This window comes from Brevibacillus sp. M2.1A (assembly GCF_013284355.2).
Lineage (GTDB): Bacteria > Bacillota > Bacilli > Brevibacillales > Brevibacillaceae > Brevibacillus.
This window is the reverse complement of sequence record NZ_JABSUY020000001.1, coordinates 158,823-181,645: the sequence shown is the minus strand read 5'-3', so window position 1 is coordinate 181,645 and position 22,823 is coordinate 158,823. Positions and strand designations below refer to the sequence as shown.

Sequence of the window (22,823 nt, the reverse complement as noted above, 5' to 3'; positions counted from 1 at the left end):
TGTAGTGGGAGGTTTGTTTTCAAGAAATGCCGAATAACTCGGCTAAATACGGGTTCACGAACAAGCCGTCAGGGTCGAGCTCAGAGCGAATGGCGAGGAAATCGGGCAAGCGCGGGTAGACTTGATGAAGCCTCTCGGCGGTCATGCTGTGCATTTTCCCCCAGTGTGGACGTCCGCCATATCGGGCGAAAATTTCCTCCATCCGGGCAAAATACGCTTCGTACGGCATTCCCTTGTACATGTGGACGGCAATGAAGGCACTATCACGCTCATAGGCGGGACTGAGCCAGATGTCGTCCTTTTTCACGTACCGGCATTCAAGCGGAAAATGAACGGCAAAGCGCTCTTGCTCAATCGCCTGACGGAGCTCCCGTATGGCATCACCCATATGCTCGGCAGGAAAGCAGTATTCCATTTCGTAAAAACGCACAAGGCGAGGGGTGGCGAAAAGCTGATGGCTGTAGCCGCTTTCATGGACAGAGGGAACGCTTTGGGCGGACAGCCTGCTGACGCTTTTGGTGAGAGAAGGACGCAATCGGCAGCTCTCGGACAAGAGCCAAAACAGCCCATTTTCCACCACCATTTTTTTCAAATAGCTCCATCGCTGATTGCCGCTAGGGGGATCGCTGGTCTCGTTCATAAATTTCACCTGAACGGTGTCCGAATACGGGAAGATAAAAAATTCGAAATGCCGATGCTCGGTTTTGAACGTCTCCAGAGAGGACAGGCACTCCTCGAGAGGCATGCGACGGCTTTGGTAGCGCAGGCGATAGGCTGGGAGGACACGCAGCTTAACGCGCACGATGATGCCCAAGAGACCAAGAGAGACTTGCATGGCTTTGAACAGCTGGGGCCGGGCCTGCTCGGATACTTCCAAAACCTCCCCGGATGCGGTCACGACTGTCAGCCCGACGACTTGCGTGGAGATGCTGCCAAAATGAATGCCTGTGCCATGTGTTCCGGTGCTGACAGCCCCTGCAATGGACTGGGCGTTAATGTCTCCGAGGTTTTCTTGTGAGTAGCCCGCTTGATGCAGGAGTTGTCCGAGTGTCTTGAGCTTGGTGCCTGCCCAGACTTCAACGGTATCAGAGGCAGGGTCTACACTGACGATTCCTTGGAGATGATCCAGGGATAGCAAGCAGTCTTCTGTCTGGACGAGACGAGTGAAGGAATGACCGGAGCCGACGACTCGAATCCGTGTACCTGCCTTCTTGCAAGCAAGGACAAGCTGCACGACCTCATCTACGGACTCTGGCATTGCGACTTGCTTCGGCTGGCTTTGTACATTTCCAGTCCAATTGCTCCAGTGATTCGCGTGCTTCTTTACAGTGAGCATAATCCATCCCCCCGATAGGTGGTCACTTCCTCGATGATTTTCCCGCCAGAGATGCAATACAGCCGGGTAAAACGTTCGCAGAGCTCGCCAGCTTTGGCATGGCGAAAAAAGATCGGGTCTCCCAGCTCCAGCGTTTCCATGCCTTGATAGTGGATGGGTGTCTGTACTTCCCCTGCTCCTTCGTTGAGAAACAGCTTTGCTCCCGCTGGCAAGTAAGGCTTGGGGAGTCTGTCACGCCCAGCAGAACCAGAGGCGATGTAGCCCCCGCCGGCACATGTGTAGATATGCGCTGCGGGCTTGCGGATAATCTCGAGGGCAAATCCGGCAGCAGGATGAAATCGAAAATCTTGAAAGTAGTCAAAAAGCCCGGGCGAAAAAAATCCGGAGCCTGCTGTAACCTCTGTAACGGCGTCTTCTTTCCCGGTCAAATGTAAGCTGCCCGTTCCTCCACCGTTTACGAAGCGGAGAGAAATGCCTAGCTCGTGAATGGCATGCACCAGTGTGGCACGTCGAGTAGCTACTTCTTTTACGGAATATTGCTTGAGGAGACGAATAATGCTGTTTTTCAGGAATTGACGAGGGTATCGATCGCCTACGCCAGCAATTTGAGCCTCGTACCCCATGACACCATCCAGGTAGAGATGATCGGAGGAAACAACGCGCTGGGCAAGGGAGAGGGACGCCTCGAGAGAGCGAAGTGGCGAGCGCCAGACGCCAAAATGCAGCCCCAACACATCAGACGACATGTCGATATCGAGACAGACCGGCAGTCTGGTTCCCGTTTCCCGGGCGATTTGTTCGAGCTGTTCGACATGAGGGAGAGAGTCGATCATCAAAGTAATGGAGCGTCCGTTCTTAATCTCGGAGGCGATTGACAAAAGCCAGCTTTTTTCCCAGAGCGGATAGCCAAGCAGCAGGTCATCTAAGCCTGCCTCGCACAGGTGAAGCACCTCAGGAGCGGAATAGCACATGAGACCACGAAAGCCATCGTCCAACTGCAATACATGTTTGAGAATGGCAACGCTTCGGATCGATTTGCTCGCGATTCGAACGGGTTTTCCATTGCTTTGCAGACTGATTTGCTCCGCATTTTCCTCCAGCAGATCTAGGTCGACGAAAGCGAACGGCTTGGGAACACCGGCAAAGGCAGACTGATAATAGCGATAATCCCGCATGTACAGGCCCCATCCTTTTTTGGACTGGATTTGAATGAAAAGAAGAACTGTAGATATTTCTTAAAATTCTATCTATTCTATCCATTTCTGTTTGATTCCTTCCTGACAAAGAGGGTCATGAACGGAAATAACGAATGTTCGCTTTTAAATATTCGTGTTTTGATGTGTTTACAGATTGTAAAGGCATGTTTACGATAAAAATAACTTTAAAAGACGAATAAATGGGCTGTCTTCGGTTGACTTGATTCACCTTATAAGCTACTATACATATTGTTGTGAAGAACAACACAGGCTTGACGAATGAAATAGTGATTTGTATTCGTATATCCTCAGAAATATGGTTTGAGGGTCTCTACAGGGAACCGTAAATTCCCGGCTACGAATAGGGCAGTTTTGGTATACCCTATTCGTCGGCCGGGAATTTTTTGCATTTTTTCGGGGAGGGAACGACATGAATAAGTATGATGTAATCGTTGTAGGAGCAGGACCAGCAGGGATTTTTACATGCTACGAGGTAATGCGCAAAGCACCGAATGCCAAGGTGCTGTTGATTGATAAAGGGCATGACATCTATAGCAGACGCTGTCCGATCTTGGAAGAAAAGATCAAGCTCTGCCCGCCGCCAGCAGGAAAAAAAGATTTCGCAGGCTGTTTGCCGGCCTGTTCGATTACCAGTGGTTTTGGTGGAGCAGGCGCCTATAGCGATGGGAAATTTAACATCACCACCGAATTTGGCGGTTGGATGACAGACTATCTCAGCCCTTCCACTGTACTTGGGCTGATTAAATACGTAGATGAAATCAATTTGGAGCATGGGGCAACGCAATCGATTACGGACCCGACCACAGAGACGATCAAGAGCATCGAGCAGCGCGGCTATGCAGCAGGACTCAAGCTGTTGCGAGCGCAGGTGCGTCACTTGGGAACGGAGCAAAACCTGGAGATTCTCCAGTCGATCTTCGAGCATTTGAAAAAGCATATCGACATGATGTTCAAGACAGAGGTCGCGGACATCATTACGGTGAAAGAAGCAGACGGACATCAGGTAAGAGGTGTCGTCTTGAAAAACGGACAAGAGTATGAAGCTGATTACGTGGTAATCGGACCAGGCCGGGACGGCTCCGCATGGTTGACGGATATTCTGAAAAAGCGCCGCCTGAAAATGTACAACAATCAAGTCGACGTAGGCGTACGTGTGGAGACGTCCGATGTCGTCATGCGCGAAATCAATGAGCACCTGTACGAAGGAAAATTCATTTTCAATACATCTGTTGGAACGCGTGTACGGACGTTCTGCAGTAATCCATCAGGCCACGTGGTCGTGGAAAACCACAGTGGAGTGATGGCGGCAAACGGGCACTCTTACAAAGACCCAGCGCTGGGCTCGATGAATACGAACTTTGCGCTCTTGGTATCACATACGTTTACAGAGCCGTTTGACAAGCCGAATGAGTACGCAAGAGAAATTTGCAAGCGAGCAAATGATCTGTCAAACGGTGGGGTCATCGTACAAAAGTACGGCGATATTTTGCGTGGTCGCCGTTCTACTGAGTCGCGTATTAAGGAAGGCTTCCTGGAGCCTACTTTGAAGGAAGCGGTACCGGGTGACCTGGGACTCGTGTTGCCTTACAACACGATGAAAAGTTTGATCGAGATGGTAGAGGCACTGGACAAGGTAACACCGGGGATCGCCTCCGAACACACGTTGTTCTACGGAGTGGAAGCGAAATTCTACTCAGCTCGTCCAAAACTGACTGAGGAATTCGAAACAGAAATCAAGGGATTGTTCTGTGGCGGGGATGGTGCAGGAATTACGCGTGGTCTGGCTCAGGCCGGAGCTGCTGGGGTCTGGATGGCTCGCAATATCGCGAAGCGCATGCAATAACGAATACGATCTTATCAAATAGGCTTCTTGCCGGGCACGCTTGTGCTTGGTGGGAGCCTTTTTTCATGAGGAAGCAGTATCGGGAAAGTAATGATCTCGATATGTCACGAGGAATTAGGCAGAAGCGTATTGTATAGAAGGGCCAATAATCAAACCACGACCTTTTGTTGGCAGGGAGGTATCTATGTTTTTTTGTGATGATGACGATACCGCTGTAATTGCACTTTGGATAATTTCCATTGGTTTTGTCATACTCGCCATTGATAAAACAACCAGATTAAGTCAAAAGCCTGCCTGCGACAATGAAAAGTTGATACAGCCCCTCATTCAATTAAACAAGCAAGTCAATGGGAAGAACAAGAATGGCAATGACGACGATGAAGATAAGCAATTCAAACGAATTGAAGAGCAAATTGCCCAATTACGCGACAGTGTTCAAGATATAAAGAAGAATTTACAGGAGAAGCCATGCAAAAACGGAGGGAAGAAGGATGATCGACAAAAATCTGGCGAATGAGCTGGTAGCGGTAGGCGGGTGGATCGCAGTTCTGGGTGCCTTCCTCGCTGCTATAGGCTCGACTGGACAGGTAGAACCGGACCAGGATACTTCTTCTACAGGGAAAGAGGCAAATGACAAAGAATCAAATGATTTGAAAAAACAAATGCTGCAACAGAAAAAACAATTACAAAAGCAACAGATACAGCTTGAACTGATTCAATTGGAGCAAGAGCTCAACACCATCATCGATAGCACAAGGAAAAATGGCTAACAAAAAATGACTTCACCAAACTGCTTTTGGGCGAAGTCATTTTTTACTTGTTACGACGGCTGCAAATTATCGTTCATTTTTTTCAATACGCGGTTAAAAATAGCAAGTTCTGCTTCGTCAAGGCCGCGGAGTGCCAGTTCCTCTTGTTCTTTGGCAGCCTCCAGCCATTCCGGGAACCGTTCGATTGCTTGTGGAGACAAGGACACATAGCGCTCGCGCTTGTCATCACCCTCTGAGCGAATGATCCAGCCCATCTCTTCCAATCGAGTGAGAGTCCGGGTAATCGTCGGCGCTTCCACATTCAGGTAATTGCTCAATTGAACCTGGGTGAGCGATTCACGATAATGCAAGCAAAGGATAATACCCCATTGCGAGCTGTATAATCCCATGGGAGCCAAAGACCCATTAAGTGATTTACTGAATATTCTTGCGGTTTGGCTAATTCGATGACCATAATAATGCATGAGTATATACCTCCAGGAAAGCTGGTCCGATATATCGTAAGCTTTATTGCTTAAGTAAATATGTACAATAACATACTAGCAGTTTCGGACATATAAGTAAACGTTTATTCGATGGCGAAATAATGGATTTTCTGACACAAATAGAATCAGGCGAGTGTCATGGAAGAAGACGCTCGCCTGGGTGGAAAATACGGCGGTACAGTGCATTAATCTGCGGACAAGATACTCAGTGGCCCTTTTTCATTGATGATCGGCTCCAGTTCATAGACCGAAATGGGGAACATGGGGAAACCGACGTAGTAAGGAGTAATTTCGTACAACTGGAAGTAAATGACCAGTGCTTTATCGGCGAGATAATAATCTTGATCGGGCTTAATCGAAGTAAAGCCATTAAGAGTGGGGATGTTTCTTTCTTTGATTTGACGCTTGATGTTTTCGGAAATTACCTTGACGTAATCGCTTCCTGGCTTGAATAATTCACGCAGCGTATACAGCTTGCCTGTTTGGATATCTGCGGTGATCGACCCGAGGAAGGTCATGCCGTGTGCCATTTGCGGTGTGTAGGCGTAGTTGCTCAACACGACGCTGAAAATACCGCGTTCGTTTGTCTTGATTTCGTAGCTTCCTTGCATTTCTGTATTTCCCGGTACCTGGACCCGTTGTTGCTCATGAATTAAGCCTTGAACCGTTTGATAAATCGCCCGGTTGATATCTTTTTCCGCTTGCTGGTTGGCTAGGCCTGCCAATTGGGGATAGTAAATCGTGGTGTTCGGACGGCTGATCGTACGTGTCAGCACAGTAGCTGGCAATTGATTGAGTTCCACTTTTTTCCGTTTCCTCCTGTACGTGTGAGTTGTGTAATAGCCTATTCGAAATTGTTTTTGGCTGTTCTCACTTTTTTCACAAATTTGGCAAAGGTTTGGCTATATAATGGGGAAAGAATCCGATACATAAGTAATAAGGAAAAGGGGGGCAATTATGATTCAATTGATTCGCAATACCTTGACTGACAAAGAAGGCTTTATGATTTTCATCCTATGGAATCATTTGTGGATGGCGGGACTCATTGCCTACCAAGTGGATGTGAACTTCTGGAAAGTGACGTCCTTGGGATTGCTGGTCACTTTAATTGTTTCGCCGTATTATTTCATTCGCAAAGATAGTCTTGTGATTCGTTATCTGGTAGCAATTGGACTCATGTTCTATGCGATTTCATTCGATCACTTTACCGATTACCAGGAGATCACCTTCCTCGCTTTTATCGTCATGGGCTTTTTGGCAGCCTATTTGGATTGGAAGCTGGTCGTAACAGCGGGAATTACCCAAATCATTGTCACGGTTATCGGGTTCTACACAGGAACCTACCAGATCTTCGATGGTGATTTTTCGGAGCTCAATTTGCTTATGCGTATTGTCACGCTTCTCATGATGATGGGAGCCGTCACGTATCTGTGTCTCGCCGGACAAGCCTCCCTGCAAAAAGCGCACGACGCAAGGCAGGAAGCGGAAGAGAAGGAGCGCCGTTTGGGAGAAATGCTTTTGAACATCCAGCAAATGACCGAGCAGCTGGATCGTACCAGCGATCATGTGCATGAGCATGCGGAAGGTACAAAGCGCAATACAGATGAAATGATGGTAGCCTTCAAGGAAGTCGCCGTCGGTATGGAATCGCAGGCGAATTCTACGGTGAAGATCGAAGAAGAGGTTCAATCTATCGATCAGGAAATCGAGGCGGTCACAACACAGACCAACGCAATGAAAACAGAATCGCAACAAAATAACCGTCGCCTGACAGAAAGTGTTCAGATGATGAACGAGCTGTCCTCGCAGATGGAGCAAATTGTACAGGCAGTCAATGTGGCAGCCTCAACGATTCACCAGCTCAATCGGCAGGCGAATCGCGTAGAGGAAATTGTCGGCGCTATTAATCAGATCGCGACACAAACGAATCTCTTGGCACTGAATGCAGCGATTGAATCGGCGCGTGCAGGCGAGCATGGTCGGGGATTTGCTGTTGTAGCGGATGAGGTACGCAAGCTGGCAGAACAAAGCGCGACAGCTACGCAGGAAATTACCGACATTCTCAAGTCACTCCACCAGGAAAGTGAGAATGCGGTGCAGCATATGAGCAATGGGGAAGTGTCTGTTGCAAAAGGCCAAGAGCTGGCCGTAAAAACAGTGGCCTCCATCGAAGCAGTGCGTGCCGGGATGATGGCTTTCCTGGAAGCTGCTGATCAAGTAAGCTCCAGCATGGACCGGGTAAAAGTGCGTTCCGGCGAAGTTGCCATCGAGATGTCGACCATTACAGCGGTAACCGAGGAATCGGTAGCCAACCTAGAAGAGCTGTTTGCGACAGCAGAAAACCAGCATCAAAAAGTGCGTGAGATTACGGAAGAGCTGGGCGAGTTGAATACGTTGTCGCATCGCCTCCAGCAAACCTTTCACGTAAATTAGAGGCTGTGCTTCTCGCCAAGTTAAACGGTGCTGAAAAGACGACTTTTTAAACTTCGATTTACTTTTAGAAGTGTTTGGAATTGAGAAAAAAGAATTGCATTTTCGAACCGTTCTGCTAGAATGAATTCCATTGTAACTAAATATATTCACCTACCTTATCAAGAGCGGCGGAGGGACTGGCCCGATGATGCCCGGCAACCACTGATCATGTCTATGCATGAACAGAAAGGTGCCAATTCCTGCAAAACCTGTACCATGGTTTTGACAGATGAGGAAGAGAACGGCTACGTACGCAAACTCTTCCTCCGGGAAGAGTTTTTTTGTGTATTTGTAAATGGGGAGGAGGAATAAACGAACGATAAATTAATTTTATAAGATAATATTCGTAAATAGTATTGAAAAAATAGGTAAAAAGCCGTACATTACCTAATAGGATAAAGAAAAACGTAAAGTTCGGATAGGGAGAGATACATCATGAAGAAGTTATTGCTGGCATTAACGACATTCGCAGTATTGGCAACAGGGTGCTCGACTGGAACCAGCGCACCTGCAGATCAGCCAGGAGGACAAGCAGCAGGACAAGAGGGCGCGGCCAAAAAGCGAATTGCCTTGATTTTGCCCGAGAAAATCGGTGTGAATCCGTTCTTCCAACAAATGGATGAAGGGGCGAAGAAAGCCGCACAAGAGCTGGGCGCAGAAGTGAAAACGATCGAATCTACGGACCATGGAGCGATTGAAGAAAATCTGCGTGTAGCTGTTGCAGAAAATTATGATTTGATCATCACTTCTTCCTTTACATCAGAGGATGCATTGAAAAAAGTAGCTACCGAAAATCCTGACCGTAATTTTGCGATTATTGATACCGTAGTAGATTTGCCAAACGTACGCAGTGTTACTTTCCGCGAGCAGGAAGCGGCTTACCTGGTGGGAGCAGCAGCAGGCTTGGCAACGAAAACGAACAAAGTAGGTATGGTTGTCGCTCTTGATATTCCGCAGTTGAAAAAATGGACAGTTGGCTTCGGAGAGGGCTTGAAAGCGACGAATCCAAAAGCAGAGCTGATGGTCAACTATGTAGGAAGCTTCACTGACCCGGCAAAAGCGAAGGAATTGGCTTTGCTCCAAGCTTCCAAAGGCGCTGACTTCATTAACGGTGCAGCAGCAGTAGGCGATCTCGGCGTTTTCGAAGCAGCGAAGGAAAAAGGCTTCTTCACAGCAGGTCAGGACGTTGACCGTACCACGATTGACCCAGAGCATATTGTTCTGTCCCAATTGAAAGGGACTGACGCGGCAGCTTATGAAACCGTGAAGACCTTTGTAGAAGGAACGTTCAAACCAGGTGTTGTGGCGTACGGCTTGAAGGAAAAAGGTGTTGGCGTAACCTATGTCACGCACGAAAGTAAAACGCCGCTGAACGCTTTTATTGGACAAGAAGTCGTGGATAAAGTGAAAGCGATCAGCGATGAGATCGTAGCGGGAACTCGCCAAGTACCAGATAAATTCTAAACACGCACGTCAAAATGCTTGTGCACAGTGATGGATGTGACCGACTACGGCTGTGTAGTCGGTCTTCCATTTTCATAAAAGGACGTACAGAAATGAGGGAGTGGGAATGACCGATCGCTTGGAAATGAGGGCCATGACCAAGAAGTACGGAGATTTTACCGCCAACGACAAGGTGTCGTTCTCACTGGCAGCAGGAGAAGTCCACGCGATTGTCGGGGAAAACGGGGCGGGCAAAACGACACTGATGCGGATGCTGTACGGGATGGAGCAGCCGACGTCGGGAGAGATCGTGTTAAACGGCAAGCCAGTTGTTTTTCGCGGACCAGAGGACGCGATTCGAAATGGAATCGGGATGGTTCACCAGCACTTTATGCTCTTCGGAGAATTCAGTGTGGCTGAAAATATCGTGATCGGATATGAGCCGAGGCAAGCGGGTTTTTTCAAAAGAAAGGATGCGGAGGACAAGGTGCGGGCGCTGAGTGAGCAGTATCGCATTCCGATTCAACCGCAGACCAAGGTAGCGAATTGCTCGATTGGGGAACAGCAACGGGTCGAAATTCTGAAGGTCCTGTATCAGGGAGCGGATATTATCGTGTTGGACGAGCCGACCGCTGTCCTTACCCCGCTGGAGGTACGCGACCTGCTGCAAACGATTCGAAACCTGGCAGAGAGCGGCAAGAGCGTCATTTTAATTACACATAAGTTGCAGGAAGTCATGGAGGTAGCCGATCGTATTACGGTATTGCGCGGGGGCAAAGTGACGGGAACGGTTTCGCGGAATGAGACAAATGCGGACGATTTAGCCAGATTGATGGTTGGACGTGAATTGCAGGAGCTAGCTGAGCGAGTTCCTCTGGATAAAGGTCCCTTGTTGCAGGTGGAGAATCTCACCGTTCGAGAAAAGCAGACACTGCTCGATCAAGTCAGCTTTACCGTACATCACGGAGAAATCGTAGGAATCGCTGGTGTTTCCGGGAATGGCCAATCCGAGCTGCTGCAAGCGATCAGTGGCTTGCGAGCGGCACAGGAGGGCACGGTGCGATTAGGTGGCAAGGACGTGACGAACAAATCAGTAGCCACCATTCGGGATGTCGGCTTGGCGCATATTCCGGAGGATCGCTACCTGTGGGGAGCGGCCAAACTCTCAAGCGTCGAGGAAAATGCGTTGATGGGCTATCAGCGAAAGCCTGCTTACAACCGCCGCGGTGTCGTTTTGCGGGAGAAATTTCGCCAAGTCGTAAAAGGCTGGGTTGAGAAGTTTTCCATCAAGACGGGCTCCCGACAATTGCAGGAGCTGGCAGGAAATCTGTCAGGTGGAAACTTGCAAAAGCTGATCGTAGCAAGGGAGTTGGGACATGAAACCCCGTTTTTGATTGCGGCTGAGCCTACACGAGGGGTGGATATCGGTGCCATGGAGTACATCCATCAGGCGCTGATCGAAAAACGCAATCAGGGAGACGCGATCTTGCTCGTCTCCTCCGAGCTGTCCGAAATTCTCGCCTTGTCTGACAGGATTTTGGTCATGTATAAAGGGCGAATCGCTGGAGAGCTTTCACGCCTGGAGGCAACCGAAGAAAAAATCAGCGTGATCATGGCGGGAGGAAGCATTCATGGCAGCAATCAAAGAGCTATCTAAGTCATTGGTGCAGCCGATCTTGGCTGTCGTTATCGGTTTGTTGACCGGGGCGCTGGTCATTGCTGCGGTTGGCGAATCGATCTTGGGCACCTACCAGGAAATGTGGAAAGGGGCCTTTGGCAGTTTTTATTTCTTTACGTCTACATTAGCGAGAGCCACGCCTATCATGCTGATTGCCTTGGGTCTTTCCCTTGCATTTCGGGCAGGGGTATTCAACCTGGGGGCGGAAGGGCAAATGGTGCTGGGTGCCGTCAGTGCTGCGCTAGTCGCGATCTATTTGCCAGCACCGGGAATGGTCAAAATTTTGGCGGGTATTTTCGCGGGAATGGCGGTTGGCGGGTTCTGGGCGTTGTTGCCAGGTTTTATGGAAGCGCGCTTTCGCATTCCATTGCTCATCTCTACGTTGCTTTTCAACTACATCGCGGTATTGTTTGCGAGCTATCTCGTGACAGAGCCATTCCGGGATCGCACGGGCTCTGCGGCACTTGCACAGACTGTCATGCTGGAGAAAAGCGCGTGGCTTCCGAAGCTGTTTGCCGGGATGAGCGTACATGCAGGTTTTTTGTTTGCGATCGTTGCAGCGCTGCTCTTGTTCTGGGTCCTTCGTTTTACGCCTTTTGGCTATGAAGTGAAGATGCTGGGTCAAAACTCGCTGTTTGCTCAATACGGAGGCATTAATCGAATTCGAGTCATGCTGACAGGTATGTTTGCCAGTGGTGGATTGGCTGGCTTGGCGGGAACCGTCGAGGTAATGGGGGCGCACTATCGTTTTGTGGACGGAGCGCTGACTGTACCGGGCTTCGCCTGGACGGGCCTGATGGCAGCTCTGCTTGCGAACTCGCACCCGCTTGGCATCATTGTGACTTCGATCCTGCTTGCTGCTTTTCAGACAGGAGCCATGGGTGTAGAGCGCAATACGGATGTGCCGCTGGAGCTGGCAAGTGTGATACAAGCCGTATTGATATTGTTCATCTCCGCCAAGTTCAGCTACGACTGGTGGAAAAAGCGGAAGGCAAAAGGAGGGGAATCGCATGGAGCTCTTTGATTGGTCCCTCCTCAGTTCTACCATTCGGATGGTCACGCCGATCTTGTTGGCAGCTTTGGGTGGAGCGCTCTGCGCACGTGTTGGAATCTTTAATGTTGGCTTGGAGGGATTGGTACTGGTCGGTGCCTTTTCTGCGATTGTCGGCAATCATTTTACCGGGAATCTCTTTCTGGCCGTCTTGATTGCAGCACTGGTCAGCATTGTCTTTTCACTCTTATTCGCATACATGACGATCAAGCTTAGGGCGAATGAAATCGTTGTCGGTGTGGCGATTAACTTTCTGGCGCTCGGGTTGACGACATTTGCACTGCGGGCGATCTTCGGTGTCAAAGGCGCGTTTTACGATAAGGATATGGCTGGCTTGCCCACCGTCGAGATTCCTTTCATTCACGATATTCCGGTCATCGGAGGCATTGTCTCTGGTCATTCGCCGCTCGTGTACTTTGCGTTTTTGGCTGCGATTCTGTTGTATGTGTTCTTTTATCGGACGGTTACAGGCTTCCGCGTCCTCGCAGTTGGTCTGAATCCCGTTGCGGCACGTAGTCTCGGCCTGAAAGTGACGGCGCTTCAAGTGCTGGCGATTGTAATGAGTGGCGCATTGTGCGGGATTGCAGGGGCACAGCTCTCACTGGGGCAAGTCACGATGTTTACAGAAGGTATGACGGCTGGTCGAGGCTTTATCGCATTGGTAGCGATGATGATGGGGCAGTCGCATCCACTCGGTATTTTGGCTTCGAGTCTTTTGTTCGGGTTGATGGATGCCCTCAGTATTCGTTTGCAGGGCTTTTCGCTTCCGACGCAATTTACGGCGATGCTGCCATACGTGCTGACAATTGCGGCGATGTTCTTCTTGAAGAACAAGAGTCAGATCGGCAACGACAATCAGCAGAGCACCCGTTAAACACAGGCTATATAGACAGCAAAGACAGGGGGAAATGCGATATGAACAAGGCAGATCGGATCAAAAGAATGAAAGTACCAGCTCCGGTGGGACCGGGACTCGCCAGACGACTTCCGCCAGGACAAATCCTGACAGAGCGCTTTCCCATTTTGCATGAGGGAGACGTGCCAGTGTATGACATGAACGAATGGACGCTGCGCGTTTTCGGAGAGGTAGACCGGGAAGTGACGCTTACCTACGAAGAGATCATGGCGATGCCGCAGGTGACAGTGACGAGCGACATTCACTGCGTGACGCGCTGGTCCCGTTTTGACAATTCGTTTACAGGTGTGCGTTTTCGTGATTTTCTACAGGCGATTGGCGTGACTCCGCAGGCGAACTTCGTCATGCTGCATGGTGATCACGACTATACCGCCAATGTGCCGCTCGCTGATCTGGAGCGTGATGATGTGCTGCTGGCTCACTCCTTTGATGGAGAGCGACTAACGGACAAGCACGGCTGGCCGCTTCGCCTGGTTGTTCCTCATCTGTATTTCTGGAAAAGCGTGAAGTGGATCAGAGGAATTGAATTTATGACGGAAAACAAGCCCGGCTTCTGGGAGCAAAATGGTTTTCACTTGATCGCAGACCCGTTCCGCGAAGAGCGGTTCTCTGGTGAAGCGTTGCCGATCCCAGAGGATGAGTGGGAGAAAAAGGAGTTCGATTGAGATGTTGACGAATCTAAAGGTAGATCCAGAACAACTGCCAAAGCGCGTCATCGTATGCGGTGATCCAAAACGTGCAGCCTTGATTGCATCGAAACTCGACAATCAGCATCAAATCGGGGAAAACCGCGAATATCACAGCTATGCGGGTACGTGGAAAGGCGTCGAGGTAGCGGTAGTGAGCCATGGGGTAGGCGCACCGGGAGCAGCCGTATGCTTCGAGGAGCTGGCGAAGGGCGGCGTGCAGGTCATCATTCGTGTAGGAACTGCCGGGTCATACCAAAAAGAAATCGAGACAGGCAGCCTCGTTATCAGCTCCGCGGCGGTTCGCCAAGACGGCTTGACCAGTCAGTTGGTTCCGGCGGGCTTCCCGGCTGTTGCCAATCGCCATGTCGTGGACGCGCTCGTACAAGCAGCGGGAGCAAACGCATCAGACTTGAAGGTATTCGAAGGAATCACACTGACACTCGATGTCTTCTACAGTGGCGTGCTGGAATTCCCCCACAAGCTGTACCAAAAAGCTGGCGTTTTGGCAGTCGAAATGGAAAACACCGCGCTCTTCGTGATTGCGGCTCTCCGCGGTATGAAGGCAGGCTCTATTTTAGCAATCGACGGATATGCAGATGCAGACTTGCTCGAATCGTATAACCCGCACACCGATGTGATGGCACAAGCCATTGAAGCAGAAGCATTGATCGCATTGGATGCAGTCCTTGCTGTTTCCCGGTAACAATAGGTAAGCCCAGGACTTTTCAGAGATCCTGGGCTTTTTTGTAATAGCGGTTAAGTTTTAAAAGGTTTTAAAAGGCATCGATAAACCAACAAAGCTAGCGGGAAGAAAAAGCACAGAGCTCGTAGACCTTGACAACGCCAACCCAGTCGGAACTGCAAAAAGGGGACCCGCTTGTCGAACACTTCTTCCTCGAGAAACTTCCGCCCGTAGGGTGGCTTTGGCTCGACGGTCCCCTTTTTGCAGTGGAGACGGCCAGTGAATCCCCCCTGCTGGCGTGTCAGAGTCGAAGAGAACTGTGCTTTTTCTTCTCCTCCACAATGTTGACTCAAACCAAAGCGACTATTCCTCGTTAAACCGATCCAGCATCGAGATCGTATCAATCAAATGATTGTTAAAAATCTGTCTCGCCACACTCAACAGCTCAATAATCATCGGATCACGCAGCGAGTAAGTGACTTTGTTTCCGTCCTTTGTTCCGTACACGATATTGTTGTTCCGCAAAATGGCGAGCTGTTGGGAAACAGCGGAGCCTTCACTCCCGATGAGTGTCTGAAGCTCGTTTACATTCTTATCTCCTTCCACCAGCAACTCCAGAATCCGAATCCGCAGGGGATGACCCAACGCCTTGAAAAAATTCGCTTTAAATTGCTGTAGTTCCAAATTCAATGATAGGTTCCTCCGATCGTAACATCATGTGGAAGTTTCAGTAGGAGCGGACAGGCGCGTGCATTCGCGAAAGGCAAAATGCTTGCATCCGAGGCACTTCCCAGTGTCAAGTAGACTAAGGGCATACGCTATCGCGTCCCCAGTATGAGTAAAAAAGTGAGCTTCGCCTACGAGGCCATATAGTCCCGTACGCTGCAAGATTTTCTTGGGGCCAGATTGGATTCCTGAAATAAGGACTGTTGTTCCTTGGTCCATACATTGTTTCACAATCCTGGACAAATTCGCTTCCCCAGTCATGTCCATCAGAGGGACTTTTCCCATCCGCAGCAGCAACACCTTTGGTTGTCGCTGAAGGGTTTGCGTGAGGGAGCTTTCAAACAAGTCGGCATCCCCGAAAAAGAGTGGGCCCTCAATCGTGAAAATGCTGATTTGCGGGCAATCATGCTCCTCGGTCACCATATGCGGCATGACTTTGTCGTGGTTGGACGAGGGATCAGGCAGTACCTGAGCTACCCGCAAGCTATCGCGCGTTCGTTTGACAAACAACAGGATAGATAGCACCAATCCCACTTCAATAGCAACGGTTAAATTGGTGAAAACGGTCAAAAGGAAGGTGAGCACCAGTACAAGAGAATCGCTCGTCTTTACTTTGAACATGTGGGCAAATTCCTTGCGCTCACTCATATTCCAGGCAACCAGCATCAAGATCGGCGCCATACTCGCCAACGGAATATGCGAAGCATAAGGGGCGAACAGCACGAGGATGAGCAAAACGACCAGACCATGAATGATGCCAGACATGGGGGAGGTTGCTCCGGTTCGAATGTTGGTGGCTGTTCTCGCAATCGCGCCAGTAGCAGGAATTCCCCCGAATAACGGAGTCACGATATTGGCAATCCCTTGGCCGATTAATTCACGGTTGCTGTTGTGGCGACTGCGTGTCATCCCATCGGCGACGACGGCAGATAATAAAGACTCTATCGCTCCTAGTATAGCAATGATCAGGGCTGGACTCAGTAACTTTTGGACACGTTCCCATGTGATTTCAGGAAAATGAAAGCCGGGTAATGCACTTGGTATCTCTCCAAAGGTGGAGCCAATCGTCGCTACCTTCCCTTCCAAAAAGAGGACGGAAACGACACTGGAGACTACGAGACCAACGAGAGAGGCCGGTATGCTACGGATGAATCGGGGAGTCACCAAAATAAGGGCGAGACTCAAAATAGCAATGGCTACGCTGTATAGATTAATCGTGTTCAGATGAAGGACGATTTCCCTCATATTGGACAGAAAATCTTCATGTCTCTGCAACTGCTCCAGGCCGAGAAAGTTGGCAATTTGACCGGAGAAAATGATAACGGCAATCCCCGAAGTAAATCCGATGATGACGGGGCGCGGAATGAATTTGATCAGCCCTCCCAGCCGTAGAACCCCCATGAGAACAAGGAGAATCCCTGCCATGAATCCAGCGAGGAGCAAGTCTGCATAACCGTATTGCATGACGATTGCAAATAATATCGGGATAAAAGCACCAGTAGGTCCACCGATTTGATAGCGGGAACCGCCAAATAGAGAAATCAAAATCCCGGCGATAATGGTCGTGTAAATTCCGTACTCAGGCTTTACTCCGGAGGCGATAGCAAATGCCATCCCCAATGGTATCGCGATAATACCGACGATTACTCCTGATACACAGTCTTTTCGAAAGGAAACAAGATTGTAGCCTTCGAATCTTGGTGCCCACTTCATGATTGCAACCCTTCTTTTCGTATTTTCGAATATTTGATTATTTGAATATAGATGGATCATACATCCGCTCTTCCATTCCGTCAATTCCAATCCTTACATGAACTTTTCCGTTTATTAATAATTGCTTCAAGATTCCTTAACGCTCGTACAGTACCATTCAAAGTAACAAGTGAACACATCCCTTCGGTTGGAGCCATGGAGAAACCCCCGACAGCCTTTCCAAGCACTTTCATCGAGAGTTCTTTGGCATTGTCATGTCGTAGGGTTTTTTGTCTTGGGCATAAGGAGGCGTAAGCGAGTGAACCAGGAACAGTTTCGTGCAAGACTGGCAAAGTACAAGCTAATCGCTTCCGTAAAAGAAGCGAAGCACCTGGAAAAAGCGGCAGAGGCAAATTTGAGTGCTGCGGTACTCTCGATTGGCAACATTGGTGTGATCAAAGGCTACGTGGATTATTTCAAGTCGAAAAATATCCCTGTATTTCTTCATTTGGAGCGGATTGGCGGAATCAGTCATGACCGGGAAGGCATCGCATTTCTCGCGCATTACGTCAAGCCAGACGGGATCGTCACTACGCGCAACACCCTGGTCAAGCTGGCGAAAAAGCAAGGCCTGCTGACGATTCAGCGTTTGTTTTTGGTGGATAGCGACTCGATTAAATCAGGCTTAACCTCCCTGCAAGATACACAGCCTGACGCTGTTGAGCTGATGCCTGGTTTGCTGCCGGAGTTTATCGAAGAATTTCGAAGTGTGATCGATACCCCGATCATTTCTGGTGGGCTGATTCGCAAGCAAGAACAGATGGAGGAAGTATTAAAGCATGGAGCGACAGCTGTTTCAGTCGGAAATCCGCTGCTGTGGAAGGAGTGTAAGAACCTTGATTCAAGCGTTGTTATTTGATTTGGACGGGACCTTGCTGGACAGTCGGGATGCGGTCGTGGATGCCGTTGCTTTTACGGCTGAGCAGTATGCACCGGGACATTTTAGCAGAGAAGAGCTTCTCGCGCGTTTTGGTGAATCGTTTGATGATTTTTTGGCGGCAGTTGCTACAGCAGCAGGCGTCCCTGACAAAAAGGAAGTGCTACAAAGATACTTCGCCTATGTACGGGAGCATCATGAAGAACACGTCAAACTGTTTCCGTTTGTTCGCGAAGGGTTGGAAAAGCTAAAGGCGGCGGGCTTTGCGATGGCGATCGTCACGAACAAGCAACGGGAGTTTACATTGGCTGGTCTGGAGATGGCGGGGATTGAGCATCTGTTTGAGGCCATCGTCACCGTCGATGATGTATCACGAGGCAAGCCGTCGGCTGAGCCTGTACAAAAAGCGCTGGGGGCACTTGGTAAACGTCCCGAGCAAGCCATGATGATCGGCGACAGTCGTTATGACGTACTGGCTGCGGTAGGAGCGGGTGTGCAATCTGTCGTGCTGGAGTGGTACGGACAAGAGAAATGGCCCTACGCTTCTCCGGATTACCGCTACGCCGATTTTGAGACATTTGTTATGGAAATGCTGGCCGCAAAAGCACAAGGAGGGAAATGAAAACAGATGGCACGTGTGGTGTTGGAGCAGGTAACGAAAGCCTTTCAGAATCAAAGCGTGGTCAAAGGATTGGATTTGGTCATTCCAGACGGCTCCTTTACGGTTCTGGTAGGTCCGTCCGGCTGTGGGAAATCAACCACACTCAGGATGATCGCTGGCTTGGAAACAGTGACGGACGGCAAAATCATAATCGGTGATCAAACGGTGAACCAATTGCCACCTGGCAAGCGTGATATTGCGATGGTTTTTCAAAATTACGCCCTCTACCCAACGATGAATGTGTACGACAATATCGCCTATGGATTGAGAAACCGAGGAACGTCGAAAAAGGAATGTCAGGTGCTGGTAGAGGAGATCGCGGAAATCGTCGGGCTATCCGATTATCTCAAGCGCAAGCCATCTCAGCTCTCCGGAGGTCAAAGGCAACGTGTCGCACTCGCGCGGGCCATGGTGAAAAAGCCAAAGGTCTTCCTGATGGACGAACCCCTCTCCAATCTCGATGCGAAGCTGCGAAATCAGATGCGTGTGGAGTTGACGAGCCTGCACAAGCAGCTCGGCAGCACCTTCATCTACGTGACACATGATCAGGTAGAGGCGATGACTATGGGCGATCAGATCGTCGTCATGAATGACGGACACATTATGCAAGTAGCGAGCCCGATGGATTTGTATCAGGAGCCGGAAAATCTGTTTGTTGCCCAATTTATCGGTTCTCCGCCGATGAACATTGTTTCTGCGGAGGGCAAGAGTGAACACGTATGGGGATTCCGCCCGGAAAAAGCAGTGCTGTTGCCTGCTGCTGTCCCAGCCATCACGAGCGAAGAGATGTGGAACACACGCGGTCAGGTCGTATCCAGGGAAATTCTCGGCTCAGACACGCTCCTTCACGTGGAGACGGAAAAAGGCAGGGTCATCGTCAAAGCGGACTCGGAGGTAGCGATGCAGGTCGGCTCCTCGGTCACGGTTACTGTACCGTGGGAATACATCTATGTGTTTGAAAAAGGGAGCGGAAAACGAGTGGGTCGCATGAGTGGACGAGTGCCTGTATCGACACGCGCAGGAGGGGATAGCTGATGCGAAAAGCGGCAACTGTACAGGAGTTGCCGGGTGTAAGCCAGTCGAAAAAAGAAGTGCGTTCACAGGCATTTGCATGGTCTGACCTCGCATCCCGGCTGCGTCCGTACTTGTATCTGGCACCCGCATTGATTTGCTTTGCCCTGTTCTTCTTTTACCCGATTGGCTCGATCATTTATTTGAGCTTTCAGGACTGGTCATTGATCAATCTGGAGCAAATGGAATGGGTAGGCTTGCAAAACTATCAGGACTTGATGAAGGACGGAGATTTTCATCAAGTATTGGGAAATACCGCGGTCTTTACCATTGCGACAGTGGGGGTCGGCTTGACGCTATCTTTCTTGCTTGCCCTATGGCTGAACAAAAAGGCAAAGGTGTACGGCATTATTCAGGCGACTGTTTTCAGTCCTCACATCATTTCGCTGGTATCCGTCTCGATGCTGTGGATGTGGCTGATGGACCCGCAGTTTGGCCTCTTGAACGCAGGACTGGAAGCGGTCGGACTGCCTGCGTATACATGGCTGACTGATCCGAAAAGCTCCTTGCTGTCACTGATTATCGTCAGCATTTGGAAAGGTGTCGGCTATAACACGCTCATTTTCATTGCAGGCTTGCAAAGCATTCCGGGCGATATATACGAGGCAGCAGCGCTCGATCAATCGCCGTGGTGGCGGACGCTGAGACGGATTACGATACCGATGCTGTCACCGACGATTTTCTTTTTGCTCATTATCAATACGATCTCATCCTTCCAAGCGTTCGACACGATTGCCATTATGACACAGGGTGGTCCAATCAATAGTACGAACATGCTTGTCTACTACATTTACGAGCAAGGAATGGACTTCTACAATGGCGGGATTGCTTCGGCCGCCTCTGTCATTTTGCTGATACTGGTAGGGATTTTAACAGCTTTGCATTTCCTGGTGATGTCCAAGCGCGTGCATTATCGCTGATGAACTCATGAGAAAGGAGGAGGAGCATGTATCGAGTGGTTTTGGCTTCACGCAAGACCGTGGAATGGATTGGGCTTTTGGTTGTGGCTTTCCTGTTTGTGTTCCCGTTTCTGTGGATGGCATCGACGGCTTTCAAAACGATGCCGGAGGTCCGGCAATTTCCCCCGACGCTTTTGCCTGAGACGTGGGAGTGGAGCAACTTCGCTCAAGCGTGGGAATCAGGTCCGTTCCTTATGTTTACGTGGAACAGCATTCTGGTTGCAGTAGGGATTTTGATCCTGCAATTTTTGACGGCGGTGCCTGCGGCTTACGCTTTTGCACGCTACAAGTTTCCCGGTCGCAATCTGTTGTTTGGTCTTGTCTTGATTGTTTTGATGATTCCGGGACAAGTCATCTTTTTGCCGATCTACGTGCAATTGAGCGGCTGGGGACTCGTCAACACGCTGTGGTCGCTGATCCTGCCGTACGCAGCCAGTGCTTTCGGAATCTTCCTGCTCAGGCAAGCATTCATGCAGGTGCCCGATGAAGTGATCGAGGCAGCACGTCTGGATAACGCGTCCGAATGGAAAATCATGTGGACGATCATGGTGCCGATGGCGAAGCCAGTGCTGGTCACTTTCGGACTATTCAGCTTTATTTACCACTGGAACGACTATTTCTGGCCGCTGATTATGACCAACAGCGACGAGGTGCGCACCTTGCCGATCGGAATATCCAGCTTGCACATGTCCGACGGCGGAACCTTGTGGAACGTCATGATGGCGGGCAACATGATTCTCATTCTACCGATTCTCGTGATTTTCTTCGTGGCACAACGGCATATTATCAAAGCGTTCATCTATCAATCCAAATAATAAAAGAGAGCTCTTAGGGAGGAAATCAAAACATGTTTTCATTGAAAAAGACTGGAACGATTCTATGTGCATTGACTATCGGTTTGTCAGGAGTTTTGGCTGGTTGCGGATCATCTAGTAAAGATCAGTCTGCAAGTGCAGGAAGCACTTCCCAGCCAGCAGCGTCTACAGCATCCAGCGGCCCTGTCCAAATTGATTTCTGGTATGCGTTGGGTGGCGTTCGTGGGAAAACAATTGAGGATATGGTCAAAAAATTCAATGAAACACATAAAGATATTATCGTCAAACCGGCCTACCAAGGTGCGTATCAAGAGAACCACTCCAAAGTACTGGCATCTGTGGCAGCAGGCAACAATCCAGATGTCACGATGGTCGAGATCGCTTCGATCGCGGCATTTGCGGATGCAAAAGTTTTGGAAGATTTGACGCCCTACTCCCAAGGGGATGAGAAGAAGTACATTCCAGGTCTCATGAAAAACTCTTATTGGAATGACAAACTGTACGCAGTACCATTTAACCGCTCCACTCCATTGCTGTACATCAACCGCGATATGCTAAAAGAAGCAGGACTTGATTCAAACGGTCCGAAAACATGGGATGAGCTGGTCAGCTTCTCGCAAAAGCTGAGCAAAAAAGAAGGAGACAAAATTACCCGGTACGGCTTCTCAACACCTGTTGATATCTGGTTCTACGAAGCGCTTGTTTTCCAAGGCGGGGGCAACATCCTGAGCGAGAACGGCAAGGAGCTGACGATCAACAACGAAGCAGGAAAAGCACCACTTGAGCTCTGGTTCAAAATGGTGAAGGAAGGCATCATGAAAAACCCTCCAGGAGAGAACTACAATGCGTGGGATGTAGCGGAGCAAGACTTCCTGAATCAAAAAGTGGGCATGATTTTTACCTCGACAGGTTCCTTGACGGAATTGAAGAAAAATGCCAAATTTGACATGGGTGCAGCTTTCTTGCCAGCCAATAAAACGTTTGGTACGCCAACGGGCGGTGCGAATCTCGTGATGCTGGCGAAGTCGACCGATGCAGAGAAAAAAGCAGCGTGGGAGTTCATGAAGTGGATGACCGATACTGAGCAGACAGTTCCGTGGTCCATCGCTTCCGGTTATATGCCTGTTACGACAGAAGCTATCGATTCGGCTGAAATGAAGGCATTCTATGAAAAAGAGCCAAACTTCAAGGTCGCGGTAGATCAGTTGCAATACGGCTATCCTCGTCCGATGGCTCCAGGCTACAAGGAATTGCAGGATGTGATTCAAAAAGAACTGCAGCGTGCGATGCTTGGCCAAGCGACTGTAGATGAAGCGATGCAGGCGGCGACGGAAAAAGGCAGCAAGCTTTTGAAAAAATAACAGAAACGAAATGATAGAG

Annotated in this window: 22 protein-coding genes and 2 riboswitches; of the genes, 16 read left to right on the top strand and 6 right to left on the bottom strand. The window is 49.6% G+C overall.

Annotated features, from left to right (window positions below):
- Positions 1–19: 19 nt before the first annotated feature.
- Positions 20–1,336, bottom strand: coding sequence for a D-arabinono-1,4-lactone oxidase (locus HP567_RS00815; RefSeq protein ID WP_173610363.1), 1,317 nt, complete (start codon positions 1,334–1,336; stop codon positions 20–22).
- Positions 1,324–2,511 carry an amino acid deaminase/aldolase gene (locus HP567_RS00810; protein ID WP_173610364.1) on the bottom strand — a complete coding sequence of 396 codons (1,188 nt, stop codon included), beginning with the start codon at positions 2,509–2,511 and terminating at the stop codon, positions 1,324–1,326. Before HP567_RS00810 ends, HP567_RS00815 begins: the two co-directional genes overlap by 13 nt.
- A gap of 299 nt (positions 2,512–2,810) precedes the next feature.
- Positions 2,811–2,910: riboswitch (purine riboswitch) on the top strand.
- Positions 2,911–2,962: 52 nt separating this feature from the next.
- On the opposite strand from HP567_RS00810, the gene HP567_RS00805 reads away from it, so the two are divergent.
- The 3 genes from HP567_RS00805 to HP567_RS00795 all read left to right on the top strand — a co-directional run bounded on the left by HP567_RS00805 (position 2,963) and on the right by HP567_RS00795 (position 5,166).
- Entirely contained in the window at positions 2,963–4,396 is a 1,434-nt protein-coding gene (locus HP567_RS00805) for an NAD(P)/FAD-dependent oxidoreductase (RefSeq protein WP_173610365.1), read from the top strand.
- Positions 4,397–4,580: 184 nt separating this feature from the next.
- Positions 4,581–4,913, top strand: coding sequence for a hypothetical protein (locus HP567_RS00800; protein ID WP_173610366.1), 333 nt, complete (start codon positions 4,581–4,583; stop codon positions 4,911–4,913).
- Entirely contained in the window at positions 4,888–5,166 is a 279-nt protein-coding gene (locus HP567_RS00795; RefSeq protein ID WP_173610367.1) for a hypothetical protein, read from the top strand. The genes HP567_RS00800 and HP567_RS00795 overlap by 26 nt, the downstream gene beginning before the upstream one ends.
- Positions 5,167–5,216: 50 nt before the next feature.
- Here the strand turns inward: HP567_RS00795 and HP567_RS00790 are convergent, their stop codons facing one another.
- Together HP567_RS00790 and HP567_RS00785 are read right to left on the bottom strand one after the other, a co-directional pair.
- Positions 5,217–5,630: a MarR family winged helix-turn-helix transcriptional regulator gene (locus HP567_RS00790; protein WP_173610368.1), complete on the bottom strand. Its 414-nt coding sequence runs from the start codon at positions 5,628–5,630 to the stop codon at positions 5,217–5,219.
- 206 nt (positions 5,631–5,836) lie between these two features.
- Positions 5,837–6,454 carry a DUF3298 and DUF4163 domain-containing protein gene (locus HP567_RS00785; protein WP_173610369.1) on the bottom strand — a complete coding sequence of 206 codons (618 nt, stop codon included), beginning with the start codon at positions 6,452–6,454 and terminating at the stop codon, positions 5,837–5,839.
- A 154-nt stretch (positions 6,455–6,608) separates the two neighbouring features.
- Between HP567_RS00785 and HP567_RS00780 the strand changes: the two genes are divergently transcribed.
- The 7 genes from HP567_RS00780 (at position 6,609) to HP567_RS00750 (ending at position 14,603) form a co-directional block, all read left to right on the top strand.
- Positions 6,609–8,084 (top strand): methyl-accepting chemotaxis protein, encoded by a 1,476-nt coding sequence (locus HP567_RS00780; protein WP_173610370.1) that lies wholly within the window; start codon positions 6,609–6,611, stop codon positions 8,082–8,084.
- 152 nt (positions 8,085–8,236) lie between these two features.
- Positions 8,237–8,359, top strand: a riboswitch (SAM riboswitch).
- Positions 8,360–8,558: 199 nt separating this feature from the next.
- The gene (locus HP567_RS00775; protein ID WP_173610371.1) at positions 8,559–9,587 is read left to right on the top strand and encodes a BMP family lipoprotein; all 1,029 of its coding nucleotides are present in this window, start codon (positions 8,559–8,561) and stop codon (positions 9,585–9,587) included.
- Positions 9,588–9,693: 106 nt separating this feature from the next.
- Entirely contained in the window at positions 9,694–11,223 is a 1,530-nt protein-coding gene (locus HP567_RS00770) for an ABC transporter ATP-binding protein (protein WP_173610372.1), read from the top strand.
- Positions 11,198–12,268, top strand: a complete 1,071-nt coding sequence (locus tag HP567_RS00765; protein ID WP_173610373.1) for an ABC transporter permease — start codon at positions 11,198–11,200, stop codon at positions 12,266–12,268. Before HP567_RS00770 ends, HP567_RS00765 begins: the two co-directional genes overlap by 26 nt.
- Entirely contained in the window at positions 12,255–13,169 is a 915-nt protein-coding gene (locus HP567_RS00760) for an ABC transporter permease (protein ID WP_173610374.1), read from the top strand. The genes HP567_RS00765 and HP567_RS00760 overlap by 14 nt, the downstream gene beginning before the upstream one ends.
- A gap of 41 nt (positions 13,170–13,210) precedes the next feature.
- Positions 13,211–13,876, top strand: a complete 666-nt coding sequence (locus tag HP567_RS00755; RefSeq protein ID WP_173610375.1) for a sulfite oxidase-like oxidoreductase — start codon at positions 13,211–13,213, stop codon at positions 13,874–13,876.
- Position 13,877: 1 nt separating this feature from the next.
- Positions 13,878–14,603 (top strand): nucleoside phosphorylase, encoded by a 726-nt coding sequence (locus HP567_RS00750; RefSeq protein ID WP_173610376.1) that lies wholly within the window; start codon positions 13,878–13,880, stop codon positions 14,601–14,603.
- A gap of 342 nt (positions 14,604–14,945) precedes the next feature.
- Here the strand turns inward: HP567_RS00750 and HP567_RS00745 are convergent, their stop codons facing one another.
- Both HP567_RS00745 and HP567_RS00740 read right to left on the bottom strand, forming a co-directional pair.
- The gene (locus HP567_RS00745) at positions 14,946–15,272 is read right to left on the bottom strand and encodes an ArsR/SmtB family transcription factor (RefSeq protein ID WP_173610377.1); all 327 of its coding nucleotides are present in this window, start codon (positions 15,270–15,272) and stop codon (positions 14,946–14,948) included.
- A 24-nt stretch (positions 15,273–15,296) separates the two neighbouring features.
- Positions 15,297–17,021 (bottom strand): SulP family inorganic anion transporter, encoded by a 1,725-nt coding sequence (locus tag HP567_RS00740; protein ID WP_173610378.1) that lies wholly within the window; start codon positions 17,019–17,021, stop codon positions 15,297–15,299.
- A 298-nt stretch (positions 17,022–17,319) separates the two neighbouring features.
- Between HP567_RS00740 and HP567_RS00735 the strand changes: the two genes are divergently transcribed.
- The 6 genes from HP567_RS00735 to HP567_RS00710 are packed head-to-tail and all read left to right on the top strand — an operon-like array spanning position 17,320 to position 22,804.
- Entirely contained in the window at positions 17,320–17,919 is a 600-nt protein-coding gene (locus tag HP567_RS00735) for a glycerol-3-phosphate responsive antiterminator (protein ID WP_173610379.1), read from the top strand.
- Complete coding sequence (locus HP567_RS00730; protein ID WP_173610380.1) at positions 17,897–18,559, top strand: HAD family hydrolase; 663 nt, start codon at positions 17,897–17,899, stop codon at positions 18,557–18,559. The genes HP567_RS00735 and HP567_RS00730 overlap by 23 nt, the downstream gene beginning before the upstream one ends.
- A 6-nt stretch (positions 18,560–18,565) precedes the next feature.
- Positions 18,566–19,633 (top strand): ABC transporter ATP-binding protein, encoded by a 1,068-nt coding sequence (locus HP567_RS00725; protein WP_173610381.1) that lies wholly within the window; start codon positions 18,566–18,568, stop codon positions 19,631–19,633.
- Positions 19,633–20,589, top strand: coding sequence for a carbohydrate ABC transporter permease (locus tag HP567_RS00720; protein ID WP_173610382.1), 957 nt, complete (start codon positions 19,633–19,635; stop codon positions 20,587–20,589). Before HP567_RS00725 ends, HP567_RS00720 begins: the two co-directional genes overlap by 1 nt.
- A 26-nt stretch (positions 20,590–20,615) precedes the next feature.
- Positions 20,616–21,443: a carbohydrate ABC transporter permease gene (locus HP567_RS00715; RefSeq protein ID WP_173610383.1), complete on the top strand. Its 828-nt coding sequence runs from the start codon at positions 20,616–20,618 to the stop codon at positions 21,441–21,443.
- 32 nt (positions 21,444–21,475) lie between these two features.
- On the top strand, positions 21,476–22,804 hold the full coding sequence (locus HP567_RS00710) for an ABC transporter substrate-binding protein (protein ID WP_173610384.1): 1,329 nt from the start codon (positions 21,476–21,478) through the stop codon (positions 22,802–22,804).
- Positions 22,805–22,823: the final 19 nt, after the last annotated feature.

Bases quoted from the DNA above. Each gene is read 5' to 3' on its own strand.
- HP567_RS00740 (WP_173610378.1), bottom strand. From the start codon at position 17,021: ATGAAGTGGGCACCAAGATTCGAAGGCTACAATCTTGTTTCCTTTCGA.
- HP567_RS00750 (WP_173610376.1), top strand. From the start codon at position 13,878: ATGTTGACGAATCTAAAGGTAGATCCAGAACAACTGCCAAAGCGCGTC.
- HP567_RS00790 (WP_173610368.1), bottom strand. From the start codon at position 5,630: ATGCATTATTATGGTCATCGAATTAGCCAAACCGCAAGAATATTCAGT.
- HP567_RS00715 (WP_173610383.1), top strand. From the start codon at position 20,616: ATGTATCGAGTGGTTTTGGCTTCACGCAAGACCGTGGAATGGATTGGG.
- HP567_RS00780 (WP_173610370.1), top strand. From the start codon at position 6,609: ATGATTCAATTGATTCGCAATACCTTGACTGACAAAGAAGGCTTTATG.
- HP567_RS00725 (WP_173610381.1), top strand. From the start codon at position 18,566: ATGGCACGTGTGGTGTTGGAGCAGGTAACGAAAGCCTTTCAGAATCAA.
- HP567_RS00805 (WP_173610365.1), top strand. From the start codon at position 2,963: ATGAATAAGTATGATGTAATCGTTGTAGGAGCAGGACCAGCAGGGATT.
- HP567_RS00810 (WP_173610364.1), bottom strand. From the start codon at position 2,511: ATGCGGGATTATCGCTATTATCAGTCTGCCTTTGCCGGTGTTCCCAAG.
- HP567_RS00795 (WP_173610367.1), top strand. From the start codon at position 4,888: ATGATCGACAAAAATCTGGCGAATGAGCTGGTAGCGGTAGGCGGGTGG.
- HP567_RS00800 (WP_173610366.1), top strand. From the start codon at position 4,581: ATGTTTTTTTGTGATGATGACGATACCGCTGTAATTGCACTTTGGATA.
- HP567_RS00775 (WP_173610371.1), top strand. From the start codon at position 8,559: ATGAAGAAGTTATTGCTGGCATTAACGACATTCGCAGTATTGGCAACA.
- HP567_RS00760 (WP_173610374.1), top strand. From the start codon at position 12,255: ATGGAGCTCTTTGATTGGTCCCTCCTCAGTTCTACCATTCGGATGGTC.
- HP567_RS00765 (WP_173610373.1), top strand. From the start codon at position 11,198: ATGGCAGCAATCAAAGAGCTATCTAAGTCATTGGTGCAGCCGATCTTG.
- HP567_RS00720 (WP_173610382.1), top strand. From the start codon at position 19,633: ATGCGAAAAGCGGCAACTGTACAGGAGTTGCCGGGTGTAAGCCAGTCG.
- HP567_RS00755 (WP_173610375.1), top strand. From the start codon at position 13,211: ATGAACAAGGCAGATCGGATCAAAAGAATGAAAGTACCAGCTCCGGTG.
- HP567_RS00710 (WP_173610384.1), top strand. From the start codon at position 21,476: ATGTTTTCATTGAAAAAGACTGGAACGATTCTATGTGCATTGACTATC.
- HP567_RS00770 (WP_173610372.1), top strand. From the start codon at position 9,694: ATGACCGATCGCTTGGAAATGAGGGCCATGACCAAGAAGTACGGAGAT.
- HP567_RS00815 (WP_173610363.1), bottom strand. From the start codon at position 1,336: ATGCTCACTGTAAAGAAGCACGCGAATCACTGGAGCAATTGGACTGGA.